Origin of the sequence: Paenibacillus litoralis (assembly GCF_046244365.1) — a bacterium.
Taxonomy (GTDB): Bacteria; Bacillota; Bacilli; order Paenibacillales; family NBRC-103111; genus Paenibacillus_V.
On sequence record NZ_CP176395.1, the window covers coordinates 564521 to 581437 of the forward strand.

Annotated in this window: 10 protein-coding genes; 5 read left to right on the forward strand and 5 right to left on the reverse strand. The window is 57.2% G+C overall.

Going from position 1 to position 16917, the window contains the following annotated elements; translation table 11 throughout:
* Positions 1–227: 227 nt before the first annotated feature.
* Both ACKGJP_RS02465 and ACKGJP_RS02470 read left to right on the forward strand, forming a co-directional pair.
* Entirely contained in the window at positions 228–1004 is a 777-nt protein-coding gene (locus ACKGJP_RS02465) for an ABC transporter ATP-binding protein (protein ID WP_409344116.1), read from the forward strand.
* Positions 979–2922, forward strand: a complete 1944-nt coding sequence (locus ACKGJP_RS02470) for an ABC transporter permease (protein WP_409344117.1) — start codon at positions 979–981, stop codon at positions 2920–2922. Before ACKGJP_RS02465 ends, ACKGJP_RS02470 begins: the two co-directional genes overlap by 26 nt.
* A gap of 881 nt (positions 2923–3803) precedes the next feature.
* Here ACKGJP_RS02470 and ACKGJP_RS02475 read toward each other — a convergent pair.
* The 4 genes from ACKGJP_RS02475 to ACKGJP_RS02490 form a co-directional block, all read right to left on the reverse strand.
* A complete protein-coding gene (locus ACKGJP_RS02475; RefSeq protein WP_409344118.1) occupies positions 3804–4730 on the reverse strand; it encodes a DMT family transporter in 927 nt (308 codons plus the stop codon).
* Positions 4731–4864: 134 nt separating this feature from the next.
* A complete protein-coding gene (locus tag ACKGJP_RS02480; RefSeq protein ID WP_409344119.1) occupies positions 4865–6694 on the reverse strand; it encodes a PAS domain S-box protein in 1830 nt (609 codons plus the stop codon).
* Positions 6695–6846: 152 nt separating this feature from the next.
* Positions 6847–7968, reverse strand: a complete 1122-nt coding sequence (locus ACKGJP_RS02485) for an MGDG synthase family glycosyltransferase (protein WP_409344120.1) — start codon at positions 7966–7968, stop codon at positions 6847–6849.
* Positions 7969–8052: 84 nt separating this feature from the next.
* Positions 8053–8631 (reverse strand): thymidine kinase, encoded by a 579-nt coding sequence (locus ACKGJP_RS02490; protein WP_409344121.1) that lies wholly within the window; start codon positions 8629–8631, stop codon positions 8053–8055.
* Between the two features lie 745 nt (positions 8632–9376).
* Between ACKGJP_RS02490 and gltB the strand changes: the two genes are divergently transcribed.
* The 3 genes from gltB to ACKGJP_RS02505 all read left to right on the forward strand — a co-directional run bounded on the left by gltB (position 9377) and on the right by ACKGJP_RS02505 (position 16071).
* On the forward strand, positions 9377–13966 hold the full coding sequence (gene gltB / locus ACKGJP_RS02495) for a glutamate synthase large subunit (protein ID WP_409344122.1): 4590 nt from the start codon (positions 9377–9379) through the stop codon (positions 13964–13966).
* An 11-nt stretch (positions 13967–13977) separates the two neighbouring features.
* A complete protein-coding gene (locus tag ACKGJP_RS02500; protein WP_409344123.1) occupies positions 13978–15462 on the forward strand; it encodes a glutamate synthase subunit beta in 1485 nt (494 codons plus the stop codon).
* Positions 15463–15579: 117 nt separating this feature from the next.
* Entirely contained in the window at positions 15580–16071 is a 492-nt protein-coding gene (locus tag ACKGJP_RS02505) for a hypothetical protein (RefSeq protein ID WP_409344124.1), read from the forward strand.
* Positions 16072–16124: 53 nt separating this feature from the next.
* Here the strand turns inward: ACKGJP_RS02505 and wrbA are convergent, their stop codons facing one another.
* Complete coding sequence (gene wrbA, locus ACKGJP_RS02510) at positions 16125–16739, reverse strand: NAD(P)H:quinone oxidoreductase (protein ID WP_409344125.1); 615 nt, start codon at positions 16737–16739, stop codon at positions 16125–16127.
* Positions 16740–16917: the final 178 nt, after the last annotated feature.

Consider the following 16917-nt stretch of genomic DNA (forward strand, 5'->3'; position numbering starts at 1 on the left):
ATAATAATCATTATCACATTCAAGATTTTACCATGGAACCAAAAACGTGACAATAGCGCAGCTTTTCGCACCCCGCGGCTGCGGCTCCGGCGTCGATGCAACATGCAAAGGTGACAACTTTGTAAGCTTGGCGGCCGAAAATGAAAGGGAAATCGATACATGCCCGCCCCGCAATCGCTTATACTGGGAATCGATCAAGCGAAGACTAAGCAAGCGGAGGAATGAACATGAGCGTACTGAAAGCCCAAGGGCTGACGAAGGTTTACGGCACGAAAGGCAAGATGGTTTATAAAGCGCTGGAGGATATCCATCTTGATATACAAAAAGGAGAGTTTGTCGGCGTCATGGGTCCGTCGGGAAGCGGCAAAACGACGCTGCTGAACATTCTCGCCACGATCGACAAAGCGACGTCCGGCAAAGTTGAAATCAACGGAACCGATCCGGCTGCGCTTAACAACAAACAGCTGGCGTTGTTCCGCCGGCGCGAGCTCGGCTTTATTTTTCAGGATTTCAATCTTCTCGACACCTTGTCGATCAAAGAAAACATCATCCTGCCGCTCGTACTCGAGAACGCGCATGTGAAGGAAATCGAAGAGCGTTTGAACGCGAGTGCGGATTTACTGAATATCAGCCATATTTTGCACAAGCGGACGTATGAGGTTTCCGGCGGTCAAAAGCAGCGTGCGGCCATCGCCCGCGCGATGATTCATAAACCCGCTATCCTGCTTGCGGATGAGCTGACCGGCAACCTCGACTCGAAGTCAGCGAAGGATGTCATGGACTCCCTCAAGGACTTGAACGAGCAGATGGGGGCCACGATCATGATGGTCACGCATGACCCGTTTGCCGCCAGCTATTGCAAGCGCATCATGTTTATTAAGGACGGCAAGTTTTTCTCGGAAATTCGCCGCGGTACGAACCGGCAAGCGTTCTTCCAGCAGATTTTGGATTCGCTCAGCGTGTTGGGAGGGAATTTCGATGAAATTTCGCCAGCTCGCGGTTAAGAATGTCAGAGGCAATTGGCATCAGTACAGCGCGTTTTTCTTAAGCAGCGTCTTCTCGGTAATGATTTTCTTCATTTATGCGGCGTTTATTTTTCATCCGGACGTAGTGAACGGTCATATCGAGGCGGCCTCCAGGGTGCGGCAGGGAATGATTTTGTGCGAGTACATCATTATGATTTTCTCGTTCTTCTTCGTCCTGTATTCGATGTCGGCCTTCGTCAAATCGCGCAAGAAGGAATTCGGTCTCTTCTCCCTGTTCGGCATGACCAGCGGACAAATTCGCAAAATGGTGCTGTACGAGAACATCGCCATCTCCGTGCTTGCGATCGCCGCGGGTATCGGGCTGGGTATGCTGTTCAGCAAGCTGTTTTTCATGGCGCTTGCGGAAATTTTGAATGTGAGCAATCCGATCCGGTTCGTAGTGCCTGCCAAAGCGCTTCTGCTTACGGGCGCTGGTTTCTTCGCTTTGTTTCTCGCCATTACGTTGTTTACGCTGTTTCAAATCGGACGCAGCCAAATCATCGACCTGCTGAAAGCTTCCAAGAAGCCCAAAACGCCGCCGCTGGCGTCCAAATGGCTCGTTGTACTGGCTGTCCTCTGCCTCGGCGGAGGCTATTATATGGCGTACACGATGAATATGATGAATGCGATGATCTTCATGCTGCCGATTTTATTTCTTGTTGTGGTCGGGACGTACTTTCTGTTCACGCAGGGAAGCGTGGCGATATTCCGCAGGCTGCAGCGGCGTACGCCGTTCTATTACAAGGGCACGAACCTGATGACCGTATCGCAGCTCGTGTTCAAAATGAAAGACAACGCGCGCATCTTGTTCATGGTGTCCGTTATGAGCGCGGTCATCCTGACGGCGTCGGGCACGTTTTACGTCTTTTTTCAGGGCAGCAAGGCGCAATTGCTGGATAACAGTCCGCAAACGATCGCTTTCATCGAAGAAGGCTTGAACACGCACAACGTCGTCGATCCGCAGAAGGTTCGGGATATTTTGAAGCAGGACGGAGTCGAAATCGACTATGAGTTGAAGCTCGTCGGAACCGCGGCTTCGCTCCCGACGATCGGAAGCCGGTTCAGCAAAGAAACGACGGCGATGATCGTTTCGGAGGAGACGTATAACGAATACGCGGCTAAAATGAACCGGCAGCGGCAAAAGCTCGACATCGCGAAAGGTCATGCGGTCTATGTGTATCCGTACAAGGAAATGAAAATCCAGATGGTGGAAACCGGCGTGCCGCTTAAAGTGAAGGCGAACGGCGGCGAGCTCGAATTGACGTTCGACCGGCAGGTCAACGGCACCATTGCGTTTCCGCGTTACGACGCGACGGAGCTGCTGGTAGTGGATACCGAGCAATACAAAGCGTTCATGAAAACCGTTCCGGAAGAGAAGCAGCTTGCGGTTTACGGCTTCGAATTAAAGAAATGGGAAGGGACGGGCGAGACGGCCGCCAAAATCGAAGCGCTCGTTCCCGAGAAGCAAAAGCGCCATTTCGACAACCGCGTCGCTACGTACCAGGAAACGAAGCAGTTGACCTCTCTTACTCTATTTATCGGTCTTTTTGTCAGCTTCTTGTTCTTCATCGCTTCCGGCAGCATGATTTACTTCAAGCTGTTTACGGAGCTGGAGGAAGATCGCGAACAGTTCAAAGCTCTGACCCGAATCGGGATGACGGTGCAGGAGATCGGCAAAACGGTGACGACGCAGATCGCCATGGTGTTCTATGTACCGTGCGTCGTCGGCATTGTGCATACGATGTTCGCGATGAAGGCGCTCGGCAACATCCTGATGACCGACGCCTGGTTATATGCGCTTGTCGTAATCGGCATCTATATCGTCATGCAGAGTCTTTACTTTCTCGCTGCGCGCCGCTCGTATTTGAATAAAATCGTGAAGGGCTTCGCAAGCTGACATGCGCCCTTCGCTCTTGAACAGCAAAGCCCCTCAGCCGATTTTGGCAGGAGGGGCTTTTTGGGCGTCGATAGGACATGTAAGCTTGGATCGTGTGCGGATTAGCGGCTGGAGGTAGTGCGGGAGTGTGATGCATACGCAGGCTGTGGGTTCGACTGTAAAGCGGACTGGACTGTTTGCTGGAATCGAGTACGGATTAGCGGCTGCTAGGCAGAGTGTGGAGAGTGGATGGATACGCCGGCTGTTGGTTTGTTTGTAAAGTGGACTGGACTGTTTAGCTGGAATCGTGTGCGGATTAGCGGCTGGAGGTAGAGTGTGGAGAGGGGATGGGTACGCCAGATAATGAATATTTTGAAATAACGGATTTTGAGGGCGTTGTATGGTGGTTTCGGCGGGATAAGAGGGACATAGCGGATTTTGAGGGCCTTATTGGAGTGCTATCCTTGGTTGCGGGCGAAATCGGTTCGAATAACGCCTCCAAAATCCGTTATGCTCCATCGGCTCGGTGAACGGCCCTGAATAACGCCCTCAAAATCCGCTATCCGTACAGGAGGGGCACGCGGCGAGTAGGCGTAGAAGGTGGAATCAACGACCGCGAGCAGAAGCTTGCACGGTGACGACGCAGTTGTCCTAAAAAGAAGGGGTGGCGCTTAGGGTGCAAACGAGCGTGAAGCATCGGCTGCAAGATACCAAGATACTTTATGCGCCGCGCAGCTCCCAGCGCGCGGTGGGGTGATGCGTGCTGGCTTGTCAACCACATGCGTATGACCGGACGTGCTCGCTGGTAAAGTCGGTCAAGCCGCCGAAAAAAATGCCCGGCTGCCAAATACGGCAAACCGGGCATTTTTTTCGGCAGCATGCCGGCCGGACTGCCGGCCGTATCAGGCGCTTTGCCCGCGCGGCGCATCCGGTTGTTCCAGCTTCGCGTTAACAGTTGTTTTGTTGTGCTTCAAGAAATACCAGACGCCTAGCAAAATAACGGCGCCCGCGGCCATCTGCAGGCCAGTGATCCGTTCGTCCAGCAGCCAGAGCGCGAGCAAAGCGGCGCCAACAGGCTCGCCCAGCACGCTCATCGAGACGTTCGTCGCGCTGACGTAACGAAGCAGCCAGTTGAACAGCATTTGCCCGAACACGGTCGGCACGAAGGCGAGCAGCGCGAAAATGAGCCAGTCGCGGCCTTCGTAACCGCCGAACGAAAAGCCCATCGCGCCGTTATAGACGACGAAGACAAGGGCGGCCGACGCGAAGGTCGAGAAGCTGTATAAGATGGCCGGCATCCGGCGCAGCACCAGTTGGCCGATCAGCATGTGAATCGCGATTGCGAACGTGCCCGCAAGCGACAATAAATCGCCGGTCAGCGCGTCTCCCGCGACGCGGATATCGCCCCAGCCGATCAGCAGCGAACCGGCGATCGCCACGGACATGCCGGCGATCGCTTTGCCGGTCGTCCGCTCGCGGAACAGCCAATAGGCGCCGACCAAGACGAAAATCGGCTGCAGCGCCAGGATGACCGTAGAGCTGGCAACGGAGGTTAGCCGGAGAGAGCCCATCCAGAGCAAATAATGGGCGCCGAGAAATAAGCCGGATAATCCGGTGAGCAGCCAATCGCGCGCGGTAGCCCGCTTGACCGCCGGCCCCGACCCGAGCATAAAAGGCAGCAGCAGCACATTCGTCAGCACAAGCCGGTACATGCCCATGACCGAAACGGGGGCATCGGACAGCCGAATGAAGATGGCGGAAAAAGAAATAGCCGCTATGCCGACGGCAAGCAGCAAAGGAATCGGCACGGGTAAAGAACGGGCTTTCATAGGGAGGCTCCTTCAAGTCAGAGTGGTTCTGTTGTCAACTCCCCTATCATAGCACGCGCTATATGGAACCGGAAGTATGCGTTAAATAGTTCCAGAGAGCCTGCCGGACGTCTTTCCCGGCCCGCTTCCGTAGACTAGGAGGACAGGGGCTGGGAAACCTCCGTAAGATAGTGGGGGGCCGCCGGCGGAAGGACGATTTCGACGGTGGTTCCTTGCCCGACTTCGCTGGATATGGAAATCGACCCCTGATGCGATTCGATGATGCGATGGCAAATCATGAGACCCAGACCGGTGCCGCCTTCTTTGGTCGTATAGAAGGGTTCCCCGAGCTTGGCAAGCTGTCCCTTGGCGATACCGGGCCCTTGGTCGGTGAAACGGAGAGAGAGCTCGCCCGAATCGTTCCGGCGCGCTGACACCATGATCATTCCCCCGTAAGGCATCGCTTCAATCGCGTTCTTTAGGATGTTAACGAATACCTGCTTCAGCTGATTTTCGTCACAGCATATCGGCGGAAGGCCGGCTTCGACATCGGTAAAAATTTGCACGTTGTTAAGAATCGCCTGAATGTCCAGCAGCTTGACGATGTCACGCAGCAGCAGGTCGATCGGCATCGGCTTGAAGCTTTTCGGCTGCGGCTTGGCAAGAATCAGAAACTCCCCGACAATTTCCTCGATGCGCGAAAATTCGTTGAACATAATCGAGAAATAGTCCTCGTATTTCTTTTCTTTCCCCAGCTTCGAGCGAAACAGCTGCAGAAAGCCCTTGAGCGAGGTGAGCGGGTTGCGGATCTCATGCGCGATGCCGGCCGCCAGCTGGCCGACGATGGACAGCTTCTCCGACTTTTGCAGAAGCTCCTGCTGCGCATGCTGGTCGGTAATATCGGTTCCGGTCGCGTATACCGTCCCCCGTTCGGGCAGAACGGAGGCGTTCCAGCGAATGAGCCGGTAGTGGCCCTTTTTATGACGAAGACGGGATTCGAAATGCATGACGCTGGAGCCGCACTTGAATTGCGCGCCTGCGGCCTGAATCGGACCCAAGTCGTCGGGATGGACGATCGAGCATAGGAAATTGTCCTGCAGCGTATCCTCGTTCAAATAGCCGAGCATCGATTCCCAAGCCGGATTCGTAACGACCGTTTGACCGTCAAACGTACAGATGCAGATCAGCTGCTGCGACAGGTTGAAGAAATGGTCGAGCTCCTCCTGCATCTTTACCATAGAGGAGACGTCGCGCAGAACGGACATGACGGCCGGTTTGCCGGCATATTCGAAGGAAAACCCGGTAGTTTGGGCGTCGAGATAGGTGCCGTCCAGACGTACGATCCGGTGCTGCTCCGTGATCGGCGAGCCGGGATTGACAAGCAGTCCCCGGAAATAGACTTTGGCCGATTCTTGTTCTGCCGGCAAAATGAAGTCGTACACCGACCGGCCGATCAGTTGTTCGCTATTTGCCGCACCAAGCAGCAGCTCGCCGGACGGGTTTACATAGACGAGCGTATCGTCGCAAATGATGATGATGCCCTCCGGAAACGACTCGACCAGCTGGCGGTGCTTTCTTTCGCTTTCCAGAAGCTGCGTCTCCATCAGCTTACGTCTCGTAATATCTCTGGAAAACAAGAGAAGGTGCTTGCATTCGTTATTCGCATCAAACAACGGGGCTAGCGTCGTATCGAACATGTTCTGATCGCGGTTGATCGGGTAGTCTCCCTCGAAATGAACCGATTGCTTCCGGGATTCCGCCTTCTCGAACCATTTCAGGAATAGCTCGTGGCCTTTATCGTCCAAAATTTCGTCCAAATACTTGCCGATGATGGCCTCCCGCGGGAGGCCGTTATACCGCTCGCATGCGCGGTTAACGTCGATATAGCGGAAACGGGGGCCCGGTACTACTTCGAGCAGGGAAATAGCATCGGAAACGTTTTCGATGAAGGAAGAAAGGTGGTGGATAAACGCATGCTGCTTCATAGGTACGACATTCCCCGCTTTTCAGATAGAAATGCTATGTATGTTATTCCTTGAAATTCGACTGGTTTTGTCCAAATTATGTCACAATTCAGAGTTTGGAGCAATCAAAAAAATGGAAACCACAAATGGAAAAAGCTCCCGTTTAGGGAGCTTTATTGTAATAACGCCATAATCGCCTGCGAGCATTGCTGCGGACTGTAGCTTAACGACTGCTGCCGCAGAAAGTCGCGGTGCCGGCTGACAAAGTCGGGGTATTCCCGAAGCAGTCTCTCGAACCAAATATCGATGGTTCCCGGCGAATCGAGCTGATCGCCGAACCCGTTCGCGATGAAGTAGTGGCAGTTCTCCTCTTCTTGTCCGGGAATCGGGCTGTAGAACAGCATCGGAATCCCTTTGGCCATCCCTTCGGTGCAGGTCATGCCGCCCGGCTTCGTAATCAGCAGGTCGGAGACGTCCATCAGCTTGTCGATTTCCTTCGTAAACCCGAGCAAATGCACGTTCGGATGCTTGAAGCGTTCGTCCTCTGCCAGCTTCTGGCGGGCTTTCTCGTTGCTGCCCATGCAGAAGATGAGCTGAATCTTGTCGCGCCAGCGCGTCGCGTAATGCAGCAGCTCCTCGTTGTTGATCAGCCCCCAGCCGCCCCCCATGATCAAGGCGGTCGGCATTTCCTTCAGACCGAAGCGGGCGCGGATTTCCTCTTTGTTCGGATCCGTCTCCCAAAAATTCGGATGAATCGGAATGCCGGTTACGACGATTTGCTGGGCGGGAACGCCCCGTCCGATCAGCTTCGCCTTGACCGAATCCGTGGAGACGAGATACTGGTTGACCGACTGGCTGATCCAGGTGCCATGCGCGTCGTAATCGGTAATGACCGTACAGAGCGGCACGGATAAACCGGACCGTTTCAGACGGGAGACGACGACGTTCGGGAACGGATGCGTGCATACGATCATGTCGGGGCGCAACTGGCGGATAATATTCGCCGTCCGGGCGTAGAAAATGCGGTGCAGCGCCATTTGCAGAACGCGGTTGAGCGATTTTTTATATTGATGACGGTACAGCATACCGTACAGCTTCGGCTGAGACGTCACGGTTTTGCGATAGGCGGAAAAGATGAGCGGAGCGATGGTCGGATGCTGAAAAGCGCCGAGCTCCATCACGCGGGTCATGATGCCGGAAGAAAGCTGGCGCAGCCCATCCGATATGGCGTGGGCGGCTTGCGTATGGCCGGAGCCGAAGCCCTCGGATAAAAGTAGCACCCTCTTTTTTCTCAAAGCGTTTCACCTGACCTTCTTCATTCACTCACACTATACCTAATGTTGACCGTCCGCAGGTAGTGACAATGGTCATGTGACCGGTCATGTCGTGCCGAATGCTTGTTTTTTGTCGCGATAGCATTTGCGGCATACGGAGAGATAGCTCTCGTTGCCGCCGATCTGGATTTGCTCGCCCGCGAATATGGGAACGCCGTCTTTCAGGCGCATGTTCATGACGGCTTTTCTGGAGCAATACCAGCAGATCGTTTTGATCTCTTCCATCTTATCGGCAATCGCGAGCAATCTGGCGCTTCCTTCAAACAGGTTGCCGAGGAAATCCGCCCTTAAACCGTACGCGATGACCGGAATATCGAGTAGATCCACGATGTCGGTCAGTTTGTCTACCTGCTCCACGTTTAGAAATTGCGCTTCGTCAATCAGGATGCAGTCGGGGCGCTCGGCCTCGGCGATGGCAAACAGATCCGTCGTTTCGTCGACAACGATCGCCTGTTTCGTCAGTCCGATGCGGGAAGCGACGACGCCGCCGGCCGTACGGTCGTCGACGGCAGGCGTAAACAGCAGCGCCTTTTTGCCTTGCTCTTCGTAATTATGCGCGGTTCGCAGCACTTCGATCGACTTGCCGCAGTTCATGGTGCCGTAACGAAAATAAAGCTTTGCCACGATATCGTTATCCTCTCCGGGAAGCGTTCATTGTAAGGGAGTCTACACTCCATCATAACACGTTTCCCCGAGTTTCGCATATTGCCGCAGTCATGTTTAAGCGAAACGAGCTTGTCCCGGAATTTCAGAAAATTTGAAATTGCGCCAATCTTTCGGTGGTGATAAAATAAACGAAACCCTTGAAAAGTCGGACGAGCTCTACGGCAAGGGTGCTCCTTAGACGCACTGGCAGCAGCTTTTGTTTGGCGCGTCACCCGCTACTTCAGCCGTTACCCACCATACGGCGCAGCCCTCAGCATGTTTCTTAATCAAAGCCGGACGCAATGCCGGTTTGTTGCCTCCCTGACGAGCCAGACTCAGCCTTATTCACACCGATGAGACGCCTTGATGCGCTTCATGACGTTAATCCCTTGGATCGCCGCAATGAGATGGATACGGGGCGAGACTTGGCCGCAAGCTTAGTGAAAGCGCTATCTTTCTTATTCCATTTTTGAAATAGTCCTGCCATCCCGCGAATGTTATCGGACAGGTGATTTTCTGGCCCGGCGCATCATATGGTAGCGGTATGCTTGATTGAATGATACTCGGGTTACCCTATACGGTCGCTTTACCCGGATTTTGCGTTTCCCGATCGTTGGCCGTTTAGACGTTCGGAAGCGGCCGTTGCCATGCCGCCGGCGGCAATTTCTTCGCACGCCGGTTCTACCGGTTTACAATAAAACTCCATATAGAAAGGTGCGCATCGATGAATCCTATCGGACTTCCTCCCAAGCAGGGGCTGTACGACCCGCAGTATGAGCATGACGCGTGCGGAATCGGCTTTGTGGCCCATCTGAAAGGCAAACCTTCGCATGACATCGTCAGGCAAGCGCTGAGCGTGCTCTGCAATCTGGATCACCGGGGCGGTCAAGGCTGCGAAACGAACACCGGCGACGGGGCCGGCATCCTGATGCAAATTCCGCACGCGTTTCTTAGCCGCGCTTGCTTCGAGCTGGGCTTCGAGCTGCCTGAGGCGGGCGCATACGGCGTCGGCATGCTGTATTTGCCGCAAGAGGCGCCCGCGAGAGAACGATGCGAGCGGACGATCGAGAGGATCGTCAACGAGGAAGGGCAGGTTGTCCTCGGCTGGCGTACGGTCCCTGCCGACAACAGCTCGCTCGGCGATACCGCCCGCTTGGCGGAGCCGTTCGTCCGGCAGCTGTTTATCGGCCGTTCCGTTCTCCCGGGGCCGGATGAGCTGGCTTTCGAGCGCAAGTTGTACGTTATCCGCAAACGGTCGGAGAACGCGCTGCGCGACCTGGCGGGCTTTTTCTACACCGCGAGCCTTTCGAGCCGGACGATCGTGTACAAGGGGATGCTCACGCCGCATCAGGTTGACGCCTATTATACCGAGCTCCGGGACCCGCTCGTCGAGACGGCGCTTGCGCTCGTCCATTCGCGTTTCAGCACGAATACGTTCCCGAGCTGGGAGCGGGCGCATCCGTACCGGTACATGATCCATAACGGCGAGATCAACACGCTGCGGGGCAATGTCAACTGGATGCATGCGAGACAGGCGATGTGCGAATCGGAGCTGTTCGGGGACGACATGAGCCGGATCATGCCGATTATCGATCAATCGGGCAGCGACTCGCAAATGTTCGACAACTGCCTCGAATTTCTAATGCTGTCCGGACGCTCGCTGCCGCATGCCGCGATGATGATGATTCCGGAGCCTTGGTCCAAGCACGAGAGCATGGATCCCGTCAAACGGGCGTTTTACGAGTATCACAGCACCTTGATGGAGCCGTGGGACGGACCGGCGGCGATTTCGTTCACCGACGGCAGAGTGATCGGCGCGGTGCTTGACCGGAACGGTCTTCGTCCGGCAAGGTACTACGTGACGTCCGACGATCTGATCGTCCTCGCGTCCGAAGTCGGGGTCATGCCTATGGCGGCGGACAAAATCATCCGCAAAGACAGGCTGCAGCCCGGACGCATGCTGTTGGTCGATACGGTTCAGGGCCGAATCGTCTCCGACGAGGAAATCAAGCGGGAGATTGCGGCCGAGCGTCCGTACCGGGAATGGCTGGACGACCATCTGATCGGGCTCGATGAGCTGCCGGATGCGCCGGAAGTTCCGGGAACGGATATCGAGACGGTGCTGCAGCGGCAGCAGGCGTTCGGCTATACGTTCGAGGCGCTGCGGAAGCTGCTCGAGCCGATGGCGAAGAACGGCGTCGATCCGATCGGCTCGATGGGCAACGATGCGCCGCTTGCGGTGCTGTCCGATCGGCCGCAGCTGCTGTATCACTATTTCAAGCAGCTGTTCGCGCAGGTGACGAACCCGCCGATCGACGCCAACTTCGAGGAAATCATTACGGCGCAGGAAACGACGATCGGACCGGAGCGCAATCTGCTGAAGCCGGAGCCGGAAAGCTGCCGGCAAATCCGGATCAAGACGCCGATCCTCACGAATGCGGAGCTGGCGAAGCTACGGCATATCGACCGGCCGGGCTTCCGTACGGTCACGCTGCCGATTCTCGCTGCGGCAGGAGGCGGAGCGGTGGGTCTGGATCAAGCGATGGAGCGGCTGTTCGCGGCCGCCGACGAGGCGATCGCGGAGGGAGCGACGCTGCTTATTTTGTCCGATCGCGGCGTCGACGCCGATCAGGCCCCGATACCGGCGCTGCTCGCCGTCTCGGGTTTGCATCATCACCTGATCCGCTGCGGCACGCGCACGAAGGTGGGGCTGCTTCTCGAGTCGGGCGAGCCGCGCGAGGTGCATCATTTTGCGCTGCTGATCGGGTATGGGGCCGGGGCGATCAACCCGTATTTGGCGCTGGAGTCGCTCGATGCGATGGTTCGCCAGCAACTGCTGACGGGTCTGACGTACGAGAAGGCCGTCTACAACTACGTGAAGGCGGCGACGAAGGGCGTCGTCAAGGTGCTGGCCAAAATGGGCATCTCGACGATTCAGAGCTACCGCGGCGCGCAAATTTTCGAAGCGGTCGGGCTGAACCGCGAGGTGATCGATAAATATTTTACGTGGACGGCTTCCCGTATCGAGGGCATCGGCCTCGACGTTATCGCAAGCGAGGCCGAAATGCGGCATCTTCGCGCCTTTGCTCCGCAGGAGGGCCGCGACCGCGTGCTCGATACCGGCGGGGATCTACAGTGGCGGCAGGGCGGAGAGGAGCATCTCTACTCGCCGGAGACGATCCATGCGCTGCAAACGGCCGTAAGGACGAATAACTACGGGATGTACAAATCGTTCGTCGGGTACATTCAGCGCGATTCGGAGAAGCGCTTTAACCTGCGCGGACTGCTTGAATTCAAGAGGGATCGAGCACCCGTGCCGCTTGACGAGGTGGAGCCGGCGTCCGATATTTTCAGACGGTTCAAGACCGGCGCGATGTCGTACGGCTCGATCAGCAAGGAAGCGCATGAGAGCATCGCCATCGCGATGAACCGGATCGGCGGCAAGAGCAACACCGGCGAAGGCGGCGAAAGCCCCGACCGGTTCGCGGCCGACGAGAACGGCGATTTGCGCCGCAGCGCGATCAAGCAGGTCGCTTCGGGACGCTTCGGCGTCACGAGCCATTATCTCGTGAACGCCGACGAGATTCAGATCAAGATGGCGCAGGGAGCGAAGCCCGGCGAAGGCGGCCAGCTTCCGGGCGGCAAGGTGTACCCGTGGATCGCGGAATGCCGCGGCGTGACGCCCGGCGTCGGCTTGATCTCGCCGCCGCCGCATCACGATATTTATTCGATCGAGGACTTGGCGGAGCTTATCCACGATCTGAAGAACGCGAATCCGCGCGCGCGGATCAGCGTCAAGCTCGTTTCCGAGGTCGGCGTCGGCACCATTGCGGCCGGCGTCGCCAAAGGCAAGGCGGACGTCGTGCTGATCAGCGGCTACGAGGGCGGTACCGGCGCATCCCCGCAAACGAGCATCCGCCATGCGGGCCTGCCGTGGGAGCTCGGCCTCGCCGAGACGCATCAGACGCTCGTGCTCAACAATTTGCGCAGCCGGATTACGGTCGAGACGGACGGCAAGCTGCTGACCGGCCGCGACGTTGTCATGGCGGCGCTGCTCGGCGCCGAGGAGTTCGGCTTTGCGACGACGCCGCTGATCGGCCTTGGCTGTATCATGATGCGCGTCTGCCATCTCGATACATGTCCCGTAGGAGTAGCGACGCAAAATCCGGAGCTGCGCAAAAAATTTGCGGGCGATCCGCAACACGTCGTCAACCTGATGACGTTCATCGCGGAAGAGGTGCGGGAAATCATGGCTTCGCTCGGCTTCCGGACGATCGAAGAGATGGTCGGGCGTACGGATGCCATCGAGCCGAGGCGGGCGATTGCACATTGGAAGACGAAGGGCGTCGATCTGTCCGCGCTGCTTTACCGGCCGGATATGCCGGAGGAGGTCGGCCGCTTCTGCTCCCAGAAGCAGGACCACGGCCTGGAGAGCTCGCTCGACATGAGGGAGCTGCTGCATATATGCAAGCCGGCGCTGGAAGAGAAGCACCATGTGCACGCGATATTGCCGATTCGCAATACGAATCGCGTCACCGGCACGATTCTCGGCAGCGAGGTTACACGCCGCTACGGGGCGCAGGGCTTGCCGCACGATACGATTCGCCTGCATTTCAACGGCTCGGCGGGCCAAAGCTTCGGCGCTTTCGTACCGCACGGCATCACGCTGTCGCTCGAAGGCGACTCTAACGATTACGTGGGCAAGGGGCTGTCCGGCGGCAAAATTATCGTGTTTCCGCCGGAGCGGTCGGCGTTCGTGCCGGAGGACAACGTCGTGATCGGCAACGTGGCGTTCTACGGGGCGACCGACGGGGAGGCGTACATCCGCGGACGGGCGGGCGAACGGTTTTGCGTACGCAATAGCGGGGTGCGCGCCGTTGTCGAGGGCGTCGGCGATCACGGCTGCGAATACATGACCGGGGGGCGCGTCGTCGTGCTGGGCGCTACCGGACGCAACTTCGCGGCAGGCATGTCGGGCGGCATCGCATACGTGTACGACCCGGACGGCGCGCTGCAATCGAGAGTCAACAGCGAGATGGTGCTGCTCGAACGAATTGAGGAGCAGTACGAGAATAACGAGGTTCACAATTTGATTCGCAACCATCACAAATTTACCGGAAGCGGCCTGGCTCATCGCATTCTCGAAAATTGGGAAGAGAGCGTGCTTGATTTCGTCAAGGTGATCCCGAAGGACTACAAGCGAATGTTCGAAGCGATCGAGCGGGGCAAAAGGTCCGGATTAAGCAATGAACAGGCCATTATGGTCGCGTTCGAAGAAAATACGAAAGACGTCGCCCGCGTCAGCGGCAATTAGGGGGGCAGAAAATGGGGAAACCGACAGGCTTTATCGAATACAAGCGCGAGGTGCCGGCGGAGGACGAACCGCTGCTGCGCATCGCCCATTACAACGAGTTCCACCGCCATTTTCCCGACGAGAAGCTGCAGACGCAGGGCGCCCGCTGCATGGATTGCGGCATCCCGTTCTGCCATACCGGCAAGCTGATCAGCGGGATGGCGTCCGGTTGTCCGGTCAACAATCTTATTCCCGAGTGGAACGATCTCGTTTACCGGGGCAGGTGGCGGGAAGCGATCGATAGGCTGCACAAAACGAACAACTTCCCCGAATTTACCGGCCGCGTCTGCCCGGCTCCATGCGAAGGCTCCTGCACGGTCGGGCTGAACGATTCGCCGGTGACCATCAAAACGATCGAGCGATCCATCGTCGACAAGGCGTTCGAGGAAGGGTGGATTACGCCCGAGCCGCCTCAGCGGCGAACGGGCAAGAAGGTCGCCGTCATCGGCTCCGGACCGTCCGGTCTCGCCTGCGCGGCGCAGTTGAACAAAGCGGGACATTCCGTCACCGTCTTCGAGCGTGCGGACCGGATCGGCGGGCTGCTCATGTACGGTATTCCGAATATGAAGCTGGATAAGCAAACGGTTCAGCGGCGCGTCGATCTGCTGGCTGCGGAGGGCGTGACGTTCGTCACGAATACCGAGGTCGGCAAAAACTATCCGGCGGAGCAGCTGATGCGGGAGTTCGACGCGGTCGTCCTGTGCGGCGGCGCGACCAAGGGCCGCGATCTGCCGATCGAGGGACGCGAGCTGAAGGGCGTTCATTTGGCGATGGAGTTTCTGCACAAAAACACGAAGAGCCTGCTCGATTCCGCGCACGAAGACGGACAATTCCTTTCCGCCGAAGGCAAGGACGTCATCGTCATCGGGGGCGGGGACACCGGCACGGACTGCGTGGGCACGTCGATGCGGCACGGCTGCCGGACGGTGACGCAGTTCGAGATCATGCCGAAGCCGCCGGAGAAGCGAGCGGCGAACAATCCGTGGCCCGAATGGCCGAAAGTATATAAGATGGATTACGGCCAAGAGGAGGCGGCTGCCCGGTTCGGCGAAGATCCGCGCCGGTATCTCATTTCGACGAAGAAGATCGTCGGCGATGAGAACGGGCATGTCAAAGAGCTGCACACGGTGCTGATCGAATGGAAGAAGGACGATGGCGGCCGATTTGTACCGGCGGAGGTGCCGGGCAGCGAGAAGGTGTACCCGGCGCAGCTCGTGCTGCTTGCGATGGGCTTCTTGGGCCCTGAACAGACGCTGCTGGAGCAGCTCGGCGTCGAGCGCGACGAGCGGACGAACGTGAAGGCCGCCTACGGACAATTCGCGACCAACGTTCCCGGCGTGTTCGCTGCAGGCGACATGCGGCGCGGGCAGAGCCTCGTCGTTTGGGCGATCCATGAGGGCAGGGAAGCCGCCCGCGAATGCGACCGCTACTTGATGGGCACGACACAGCTGGCATAGCTCCGGTATAGCAGCGGCAGCATGCTCCTGTTAGGCGCTGAAGCGTGAAGCGAAGGCGTTCGGTTTGTCCGTTTCGGATTGGAATGCGGGCTGTGATGAGAGGAAGTTGGCGGTACGATGGATCTGCGAAATGTGTTGACCGAGGAAGAACGGCAAGCGCTGCTAGGCGGTGCGGGGGGAGAAGGAAAAGCGGAAGCATCCGCTCAGGGAGCCGTTCTCCCTGCCTCCGCGGAACAATCGGCATCCGTTCCCAACGAGATGGCCGAACTTACGAATACGATAAACCGGCTGCTTGTTACGGTGGAGGAGCTCAAGCATCGAATCATGGATATGGAGTGGCGTCTGACTCAGGCGGAACGAAGGAGTCAGGAATATGCGGACCTGTTAATGCCTCCGATGCCGATGCCGATGCATCTGTCGTCAGCCGAGCTGGCGTACCCCGCCCCGCAACTGGAGGACTTAACGCTCTCTGTCGAGGCTGCCGCCGCCAAAGAAAAGGAAGTCCCTCAAGAGAACCTGCCTTTATCGCGCGTAACGACATACGGAAACCGAAAGCCGCCTTCCCTGGTCGAGAAGCTGTTCAAACGAAACGACGGTCCCGCAAATTAAAAAGCACCCCCTATTCCGAGCCCGATAGCGCTCGAAATAGGGGGTGCCGCCGTTTACGAGCCTTGTCCGTTTTTTACCCAGCCGGCTACGGTCACGACACGCTTGGCCTGATGCTTGGCTGCGGCCAGAACGGCGTCGGGGATCGGCTGGTTTTCCACTACGGTGACGCTTGTCCCGTACGGATTGCCGCCGGATTGGAACAAGATCGGATCGGTGTACCCTGGAGCTACGACGATGGCCCCCCAGTGATACATCGTGGTGTACAGCGACAGAACCGTCGCTTCCTGCCCGCCATGGGCATTGCTGGCGCTGGTCATCGCCGACACGACTTTGTTCGCGAGCTTGCCTTGGAACCATAAACCGCCCGTCGTGTCCAGAAATTGCTTCATTTGGGCGGCCATATTGCCGAAACGAGTCGGCGTGCTGAAAATGATCGCATCGGCCCACTCCAAATCCGAGAGCTGTACCGTAGGCACGTCTTTCGTCGCGTCTACATGGCTTTTCCAGGCGGGGTTCGATTCAATCGCCGCAGCCGGGGCGAGCTCCTGCACTTTGACGACTTTGGCTTCGCCGCCTGCTTCTTGAACGCCTTCCGCCGCCTTTTTTGCAAGCTCGTAGTTCGTTCCGGTGGAGCTGTAATAAACAATGGCTACTTTCACGTTGCTCATCCTAGTTTCGGCCTCCTCATAATGAATCCCAACCAAAGGTAAGTGATGATTCAAGGCAGTTCCCTACTGATTCGCGGGAGTCGAATCACCAAATCACACCTGTTTTGGTATGCCCGAATCGGCCGTTCTTATGCATGAGCAGGAAGGAGAGTCTTGGCGGATAAAAGCAAAAAGCCTC

Bases quoted from the DNA above. Each gene is read 5' to 3' on its own strand.
- ACKGJP_RS02465 (WP_409344116.1), top strand. From the start codon at position 228: ATGAGCGTACTGAAAGCCCAAGGGCTGACGAAGGTTTACGGCACGAAA.
- ACKGJP_RS02470 (WP_409344117.1), top strand. From the start codon at position 979: ATGAAATTTCGCCAGCTCGCGGTTAAGAATGTCAGAGGCAATTGGCAT.
- ACKGJP_RS02475 (WP_409344118.1), bottom strand. From the start codon at position 4,730: ATGAAAGCCCGTTCTTTACCCGTGCCGATTCCTTTGCTGCTTGCCGTC.
- ACKGJP_RS02480 (WP_409344119.1), bottom strand. From the start codon at position 6,694: ATGAAGCAGCATGCGTTTATCCACCACCTTTCTTCCTTCATCGAAAAC.
- gltB (WP_409344122.1), top strand. From the start codon at position 9,377: ATGAATCCTATCGGACTTCCTCCCAAGCAGGGGCTGTACGACCCGCAG.
- ACKGJP_RS02500 (WP_409344123.1), top strand. From the start codon at position 13,978: ATGGGGAAACCGACAGGCTTTATCGAATACAAGCGCGAGGTGCCGGCG.
- ACKGJP_RS02505 (WP_409344124.1), top strand. From the start codon at position 15,580: ATGGATCTGCGAAATGTGTTGACCGAGGAAGAACGGCAAGCGCTGCTA.
- wrbA (WP_409344125.1), bottom strand. From the start codon at position 16,739: ATGAGCAACGTGAAAGTAGCCATTGTTTATTACAGCTCCACCGGAACG.